The sequence below is a fragment of the Nocardioides malaquae genome (assembly GCF_015070385.1).
GTDB lineage: Bacteria > Actinomycetota > Actinomycetes > Propionibacteriales > Nocardioidaceae > Nocardioides > Nocardioides malaquae.
The window spans coordinates 1-273 of the sequence record NZ_JADCSA010000380.1 but is presented as its reverse complement, the minus strand read 5'-3'; the positions used below and the strand labels follow the sequence as shown (position 1 = coordinate 273).

The 273-nt window shown below is 58.2% G+C and carries 1 protein-coding gene; it reads left to right on the top strand.

The features are described 5' to 3' along the window. Positions 1-273 (top strand): type II secretion system minor pseudopilin GspH (gspH, locus tag IEQ44_RS15845; protein ID WP_193639416.1); only part of this gene is annotated, 273 nt, incomplete at both ends.

The window sequence follows — 273 nt, the reverse complement described above, 5'->3', positions numbered from 1 at the left end:
AATCAGCAACGCGGGTTTACCCTGCTGGAGATGATGCTGGTGCTGGCGCTGGTCGCTATCACGGCAAGCGTGGTGCTCTTCACATATGGCCGGGAGGATGTCGCCAGCACTCGTGCGCGCGAAACAGCGGCGCGGTTTACCGCTGCACTTGAATTAGCCATCGACCGCGCCACGCTCAGTGGTCAGCCTGTCGGTATCCATTTCTCTGATTCAGCATGGCGCATTATGGTACCGGGCAAAACACCATCAGCCTGGCGCTGGGTTCCATTACAA